General features: G+C 40.8%; 6 protein-coding genes and 1 pseudogene. 4 read left to right on the top strand and 3 right to left on the bottom strand.

Annotated features, from left to right (window positions below):
* Positions 1–75: 75 nt before the first annotated feature.
* Positions 76–475, top strand: a pseudogene (locus FHG67_RS22220) (hypothetical protein); the annotation flags it as partial.
* Between the two features lie 129 nt (positions 476–604).
* Positions 605–1,507, top strand: coding sequence for a GNAT family N-acetyltransferase (locus FHG67_RS05035; RefSeq protein WP_004498822.1), 903 nt, complete (start codon positions 605–607; stop codon positions 1,505–1,507).
* A gap of 549 nt (positions 1,508–2,056) precedes the next feature.
* Here the strand turns inward: FHG67_RS05035 and FHG67_RS05040 are convergent.
* The 3 genes from FHG67_RS05040 to bcp all read right to left on the bottom strand — a co-directional run bounded on the left by FHG67_RS05040 (position 2,057) and on the right by bcp (position 5,073).
* Positions 2,057–2,869 (bottom strand): DUF4846 domain-containing protein, encoded by an 813-nt coding sequence (locus FHG67_RS05040; RefSeq protein WP_004497484.1) that lies wholly within the window; start codon positions 2,867–2,869, stop codon positions 2,057–2,059.
* A 240-nt stretch (positions 2,870–3,109) separates the two neighbouring features.
* Positions 3,110–4,597, bottom strand: coding sequence for a leucyl aminopeptidase family protein (locus tag FHG67_RS05045; protein WP_004497478.1), 1,488 nt, complete (start codon positions 4,595–4,597; stop codon positions 3,110–3,112).
* On the bottom strand, positions 4,594–5,073 hold the full coding sequence (bcp, locus tag FHG67_RS05050; protein WP_004508954.1) for a thioredoxin-dependent thiol peroxidase: 480 nt from the start codon (positions 5,071–5,073) through the stop codon (positions 4,594–4,596). The genes FHG67_RS05045 and bcp overlap by 4 nt, the downstream gene beginning before the upstream one ends.
* A 285-nt stretch (positions 5,074–5,358) precedes the next feature.
* Here bcp and FHG67_RS05055 point away from each other — a divergent pair, with 285 nt between their 5' ends.
* Both FHG67_RS05055 and FHG67_RS05060 read left to right on the top strand, forming a co-directional pair.
* Entirely contained in the window at positions 5,359–5,781 is a 423-nt protein-coding gene (locus tag FHG67_RS05055) for a hypothetical protein (protein WP_016759514.1), read from the top strand.
* Positions 5,782–5,920: 139 nt separating this feature from the next.
* Positions 5,921–7,315, top strand: coding sequence for a glycosyl hydrolase family 18 protein (locus tag FHG67_RS05060; protein ID WP_004498833.1), 1,395 nt, complete (start codon positions 5,921–5,923; stop codon positions 7,313–7,315).
* The last annotated feature ends 185 nt before the right edge of the window (positions 7,316–7,500 follow it).

Here is a 7,500-nt window from a genome sequence, read left to right on the forward strand (position 1 = left end):
TTATTGATTTGGGGCATTCCATTGGTTTTATTTTTTCCAGGAGCTTTGTTTTCTTGGGGAACTCATTATCTCATAATGGATCGAGCGCTCGAACATTTTTCTATGAAGTTCGCTTCTGGAGAAGTCGAGTCCGAGTCTTTGGATTCTTTTGTGCGAAAGGAGAAAGTTCCTTTAAAAGTTCTTTTTGACGAATTTGCGATTTGGGAAGAGTCAAGAGGTTCTAAACGGTTTAAAAAAGTGGAATTTCATCCAGAATTCGCGTCGGTTTTGGAATTTGTAAAAACGGCAAGGCGACTCGATTCTTGGAAGTGGAAAGAATTCTCCCCGGTTCGAAATCCATGACGGGAAACGTTTCTGTCTCTTTAATCACCACTCCTTATCTCTTCGACCTTTCAGAACTTCCCGCAAGATTTAGATCGACCGTGGAAAAAAAATCAAAATTAGAAATCTTCTCTATACTTTCTTAGATCCGGATAAATCGAATCGTCTTTTGGAAGAGGCAGGTAAGGATTTTTCCTTAACAGGTTTCGCTACCAGAGAGATGTTACGTTCTATCTTAGAGAAGTAGGTAGTGAGATCGGACGATGCATAAAGAATAAAATAAATGCAAAAGGAATTTAACTTTCATAAAAACTACGTAGGCGAAGAAAAATACAGAGAGGCGTTTTTTCAGTTCACTCCTAAGGTTCTTTACGGTGCGGATTTTCGTCTTTGGCATCGACTCGGGTTTTGGGAAAGTTCTTACGTTCCGTATTCTTTTTTTAAAAACGGAATTATGGTATCAAATGCGTCCGTATGCGAGATGCGAATCATTTTTAATGGGGAAGAATATGACGCGGTTCAATTGGCGACCGTTGGGACTTTATCGGAGTATCAAAAGCGGGGTTTGTCTCGAAAACTAATCGAGCGTATTTTCGATGATTACCAATTTAAGGCTTCGTTTTTCTTTTTATTCGGCAACGAAAGTGTTGCGGATTTTTATCCTAAGTTCGGGTTTAGAAGAGTGGAGGAGTCTTGTTTTTTCTGGAAAAATCCAAATCCGTTTCTCGTTAAAAAATCCTCTTACGATTTTCGGATTTTGAATTCGGATTCGAAAGAAGATAGAAATTTATTTCGAAGAATTGCCTCGTCTTCTCTTCCGATAACGAAACGATTTGGAGCCTTACGATATGGGTTCATTCTTTCTTTTTATTGGATCTATGCGTATACGGATCATTTTTATTATTTTCCAAAGAAAGACGCGATCTTAGTTATTCGAAGAGAGGGGAACGTTTTATGGATATATGATATTCTTTGTGAAGTCCCATTTTCGGTGTCCGAGTTTCTTGACGATTGGAACTTAGAAGGTTTGGAAGAGATTCGATTTGGTTTTGGTGCGGATCGTTTGGATTTACCCGATCGGGAAATCGGAACTTTTCCATTACAATCCGATTCTCCCTTGTTTGTAAAAGATATCCCATCGGCTTTAAAATCTCCTTTTTTATTTCCGATGTTGGCTAGAACATAAAACGCGACCCATAGGAAGCGTTTTGCTGAGTTATACCTTTCGCGCCCTATCTCGCGACCCTTGGGGAGTGGGATTTGAGTTTAGGAAGCCATAACCTTACCCACAACTTAAGAAGGCTTTTGGGATCATAAGGATCAAAAACTGATATTTTTCAAGTGTTCCGACAAGAATGAGGCTTTTTACTTGCAAAAAGTATGATTTTCTGATAGAGAAAAATCTCCCGAACCTTTCCACCTATTTCGCGACCCGTAGAGAGTGAAATAGAGTTTATTCTCCTCCACCCAAAAATAAGGGAAACTCAGGCACAACGCTTCCTAAGGGGCGCGTCGTGGGAACTAAGTTTCAGAGAGGATTTGTCGGAATTCCGACAGATTTATCTTCGGGATCCAAATACTTCTGGGTAAGTTATGATAGGAAGCGTTCTGCCCGAGTTCCCGCATATTATCCCTATAGGTTTTCGAGCAGACTCTTTCGCTGTTGGGAAATTCGCACATTCTAAGATTTGGGGATGGGATTTTAAATTTCTCTCTACCATTCGGTTTTTGTAATTTAGAATCTTCTCAAAACGGAGTTCCCGTAGGGATAAGAAACTTTCAAATGAGAAAGAAAACCGGAATAGGTAAACCAACCGTGAGAACCGAATGTTTTTGGAGCTTTTTCGATATGCATTTCCTGGGCGGGCATAAAGCTGAATCCGATTAGGAAAAATCTATCTCCATTTCGGTTTTCCGACAAATCCAAAATCATGGAAACGTGTCCGATTCCTCCCGATTCATTTTGAACAAAAAGATCGCCCGGTCGTAACTCCTTTTCCGAAATGATCCTTCCTCCTTTTTTAAGGGAAAAAGAATTGGAAGATGCAAAGGCCTTTCTCAAAAAAGAAGAATAGGAAAGTCCGCTTTCGGAAAAGAACTTTCGATTTCCGTTATAATCAAAAAGATACAGACGGTTTAAACGGTTTTTTTGTTTATGATACTCCGCCCAAATGCGCATCGCATAATCTGCGCATTGTTCCAAATCGTCTTGAAACAAAAGGGGAATGTTTAAAACGGCAATCGTATCGTAACGTCGAACGATATTCTGTTTTTTATACGTCCAAAGCGTCCGCTCCGATTTTAGCGGAAGATTTTGCACAAAATCCGGAAAAGAATTCTTTTCAAATCGAACTCGTGTCGTTTCCGGTGGGAGTGGGATTTCATTCACTTTAGAAGGTTCGGCATCCAGACAACCGGAAACGGGAGGAAAAAAACCAAATACAATCAAAACGATTAAGGTCAATTTTAGAGCGAAGGATTTTGAAAACCGATTGAATGCTAAGATTCGTTTTTGAAATCGATCGGCGAAAGTTAAAATAGGTTCCATTACGATTCTTTCTTAAGAAAAATAAAGATCAGAGAGTTTTTGAAAAATTAATTTTTTCTCTGTTTCCGTTTCATTGAAATGGGCGATTAGAACCAGTTTTTAAACTCCACTATGGAATTTTTCAACAACTCTATTATAAAAAGTTAAGTCCATTTTTTAAGAAAGATTTTTGTAATTGATAAAAATATCCGCGCCGAAGGATATATTCAACACATAAATCTAATGTACGAATTGAACTTTCTATTTCTTTTTTCCGATTTTTTCCGCAAGATCCACCAACAGTCGAACCCCGTATCCGGTCGGTCCGTTTCCGATCTGAGTTCCGGACGCCTTTTTTCTCCAAGCTGCTCCCGCGATGTCGATGTGTGCCCAAGCGATTCCGGGATCCACGAATCTTTCTAAGAATTTTGCGGCGGATAAGGAGCCGCCCGCTCGTCCCGCGACGTTACGAATATCCGCGATATCGCTCTTTAAATCTTCCGAATATTCCTCCCAAAGAGGCATTTCCCAGATCCTTTCATCCGAAGAGGCCGACGCTTCTTTGAGCAGATTTGTGAGAGATTCCGAATTACTCATGACTCCGGCGGCCTCGTGTCCGAGAGAAATAATGATCGCTCCCGTTAGAGTTGCAAGATCCAACATGTAGTCCGGTTTGAATTTTTTTCCGACGTAGGAGAGGACGTCTCCTAAAACCAGACGGCCTTCCGCATCCGTATTTTGAACTTCTACCGTAATTCCGTTGTGAGCCGTGTAAACGTCTCCCGGTTTGATCGCGGCCGCATCCGGCATATTTTCCGCGACTCCGATTGCCGCGATAACCGGAACACCTAATCCCAGTTCGGCGATTGCGCCGATCGCATGGATGGCCGCGGCCGCTCCGCACATGTCGTATTTCATTTCGTGCATGTCTTGTGCGGGTTTGATACTGATTCCTCCGGAATCAAAGGTAAGACCTTTTCCGATGATTGCGAGTTTTTTCTTTGTGCTCGGTTTGGCAGGAGTATATTCTAGAAGAATCATCTTCGCCTTTTTATCCGAGCCTTCGCAGACCGAGAGAATTCCTCCCATCTTTTCTTTTTTCAATTGAGGTTCGTCAAAGACAGTGATTTTAAGTCCGTTGTCCTTTGCGATTTCTTTCGATCTAGAAACGAAGTCTTCCGGCGTGAAGTGATTTGCGGGAAGATGCGCGATAAAACGGGCTCCGTTGACATAGCGGCTGACCACTTTTCCCCGTCTGAGTCCTTTTTCGGCCTCTTTAACTTTTGCCGCGTCTTGGAGAATCAGGGAAACGTTTCCGATTTTCTTGGAGTTTTCTTTGAATTCCTTGGCGAGAACGTTGATCGCATAAGCTCCTTGTTCTAACGAGTTTATGATTTGATAGACGAGCAGATTTGCGGGAAGTGCGGTAGTAAGAATTTTCGGAAGATGAATTTCAAGACCCACTCCGTTCCATTTTCTGAGTTTTTCTCCGAAGGAGAAAAAGTGCTGGGCGATTCCTCTCGTTTTTACTTTGGAAGAATCGCCTAACCCTAAGTAGATGATTTTTTCGGTCTCGTCCGTGAATATTTGTCCGTTATCTCCTGTAAAAATTCCGGAGGAAGTTTGAAGCGAATATTTCGTTTTTAGATTCTCGGGAAAATGATCTTTGAAGAGAAGTTGTAATTTATAAAACGTCTTGGAAGGATTTTTTCCGATTGAGGTTTGGATTTTGTTCTTATCCAGTTTCATTTTTTCTCCAGTGCTTTGATGTCCGAAAGGATTTCATCTACGTGTCCTTTTACGCTTACCTTGGGATATACTTTTAGGATTTTTCCGTCGGTTCCGATAAGAAACGTGGAACGTACGATTCCCATAAATTCTTTTCCCATGAATTTCTTTAATTGCCAGACTCCGTAGTCTTCGCAAATTTTTCCGTCCTCATCGGAAATCAGAGTGAAGTTTAACTCCTGTTTTTCAATGAATTTCTGATGAGATTTTACGCTGTCTTTCGAAATTCCGACCACGTTAAATCCTGTTTTTTTGATTTTGGAAAAATTGTCTCTAAAATCGCAGGCTTCGGTAGTGCAACCGGGTGTTTGATCTTTCGGATAAAAATAGAGTACGATTCCTTTCGGTCCGGTTAGTTCTGATAGTTTCACTTTTTCCCCTTTTTCGTTAATCCCCGTAAAACTCGGAGCCTTGGAACCTACTTTTAGTTCGTTCATGATTTCCTCTTTCGAATATCTTAGAATTATTTTTTGAGAGGCCGGGTCTTTGCAAGAGAGTTCTAAAAAAAGTGCGAATTTTCGGAATTTTAGATATGGTCGGAATTCCGTCCGGTTTTTAAGGGAAGTTTGCGTACCATTCATATAGTAGTCACGCTGTAAAACGCAAACTTCTTCATCTCCTTGCTTTGGATTGTAGTTTTTGTAGGTTGCGGCAACTTGGGTCGTATATGGAATTTCTGGTAAGTTGATTCTCTCCGTTTTTCACTTGCGAAAATCCGAAAAATGTCCGATGGTTTTAAATATATGGATCCCAGAGAAAGAGCGGAAATAATTCGAGAGGGCAATCGAGCTTTCAACGAGGGTGATATCCGAAAGGCCAGAGATCTTTTTATAAAAGCGGAATATAAAGATGGGCTGGTTCGTTTGGGAGATCATTTTATGTATGAAAAGAAAATGCCCTTGCTTGCGTACGGTTATTACAAAAAGGCCGGATACCAAAAGCGGATTGATGAAATTTTCCAAAGAATGATCTGGGCTTTCAGCCAGTGGGTCGGAGCCGATAAATTTAAGTCAGAGCCAACCGATCCGACAGTATCCGGAGTTCCGACCGGTTCCGGCTTTCTGGAGGCTTCCGAGTTTCGGATCCATCCGATGCTCAGACAGACCGCTTTGGATATTCTCAAAAAAAGAGGAATCCAGATCTAAGTTCGTACTAAAATCATTCGGAACTCTTTCATAAGGTTCTTACCTCTTGCATATAAAGAAAAATTAGAATTCACTTTTCAATATGTAATCCTCAAATTAGATTGGTTGGGAACCGTAGTTCAGCCGAAAAATCAGCGCCTTGAAATTTAAGCTTACACTTTTTTTTATTTCGATCTTAATCATTGCGATCCTTTCATTGCGATCTTTGCAAGGACCTTCGGGAAGCGATGTTCCGATTTCAGAGAATCATGGCTCAAAGTTTCAGGATTTAAGATTTTTTGTAAGAGAGAATTTTGGATTAACAAGTTATCAGTTTCGTCTGCCGGACTCCGAGATACTGGCTTTTTTTAACGGTTCCGAAGAAGGAAATCAAAAAGTAAAAAAGGAATTTCTTGCTTCCACTTGGTCTTCAGATATCGTCGCGATGACGCAAAACATACGATTATACGATGAGATACATCCTTTTCTTTATACATTGGAAGGGGGCAGAACCAATACGGGTAATATCAAATCCGTTTGGAATCCCCGGGCGCAAGAAGTTTACATATGGGCTCTGAGAACGATCTCTCCTAAAACCAAAATTATACCTACCATATTCCGTTGGGAAAACGATTTTGAAAAAGTATCGGATGCGATCGGATTCAAAGGAAACACGAAGGTTCGCGACTATCACATACAACAAATCATAAAAGAAATCGAAGCCTACGGATATGATGGGATCGATATCGACTACGAGGGGATGACCTGCGATAAAAAGGAAAGCTTTGAGACTTTTTTATCTCTACTATCCGAGGAATTGAAAAAGAAGAAAAAACTTTTATCGGTCGCGATTCATCCAAAAACCTCCGCAGAAAAGACTTCCGAATATTATTGCAAAGAAAACGGAAAGAGGATGCAGGTGGATTTTTACGAGGCTTACCGAGGACAACTTTCTCATGACTATGAATTTTTGGGAAAGATCGCCGATAAGGTCAAAATCATGGCGTACGAATTACACCCTAGGAAAAACGCCTTTCCCGGGCCTGGCCCTCAAGCGCCGTCCTGGTGGATTGAGAAAATATTAGAATATTCTACACAAAGAATTCCTAATTCAAAATTGTATATGGCCATTCCGACTTACGGATACGACTGGTCGCTGAACTGCGATACCCCTTCCAAAGCGGTATTCTATTCCAGAGCACAATATATTAAAATGAATTGGAATCCGAGATCCGAAGAGCCGACCGATATGTCTAAAATTTTCAAGGAAGCGAAAAAATCCGGAGATTGGATCTACTTACGACCGTATTTATACCGTCACGAAGGACGGGTTTACGACGATCCTTCTCTTTGGTATACTCTGGGAGGTTGCGATCGGGTCGCCTTTTATATGAACAGACGATCTTTCGAAACAAAGATGAATCTGTTAAAGAAGTATAAAATTCGGGGTTTTTCTTTTTGGCAACTGATACAGGACAACGATCCCGAAATTCATTCTTATCTGAAAACAATGGTCGAAAATGAACGCGAGGATCGGAAAGCATCCTTCTTATAAAAAAGAATTGGCGTTTACCTCATCTCTACATAAATAACGTGTCCAAAATTCTGCGTCTAACGCGGGATTTGTGCTCAAATTAAAACGGTATTCTGTTTTAATAAGGATCAGTAGTGATAGGATTTGACCATAACCAACCCCACAAATTGAAAAGGTTTTTAGAATCAGAAAGATCAAAAACGCTC

The organism is Leptospira weilii, assembly GCF_006874765.1.
In the GTDB taxonomy this organism is placed as follows: domain Bacteria; phylum Spirochaetota; class Leptospiria; order Leptospirales; family Leptospiraceae; genus Leptospira; species Leptospira weilii.

What these genes read in the sequence shown, in the direction of transcription:
- FHG67_RS05035 (WP_004498822.1), top strand. Translation starts at nt 605, where the DNA reads ATGCAAAAGGAATTTAACTTTCATAAAAACTACGTAGGCGAAGAAAAA.
- FHG67_RS05040 (WP_004497484.1), bottom strand. Translation starts at nt 2,869, where the DNA reads ATGGAACCTATTTTAACTTTCGCCGATCGATTTCAAAAACGAATCTTA.
- FHG67_RS05045 (WP_004497478.1), bottom strand. Translation starts at nt 4,597, where the DNA reads ATGAAACTGGATAAGAACAAAATCCAAACCTCAATCGGAAAAAATCCT.
- bcp (WP_004508954.1), bottom strand. Translation starts at nt 5,073, where the DNA reads ATGAACGAACTAAAAGTAGGTTCCAAGGCTCCGAGTTTTACGGGGATT.
- FHG67_RS05055 (WP_016759514.1), top strand. Translation starts at nt 5,359, where the DNA reads ATGTCCGATGGTTTTAAATATATGGATCCCAGAGAAAGAGCGGAAATA.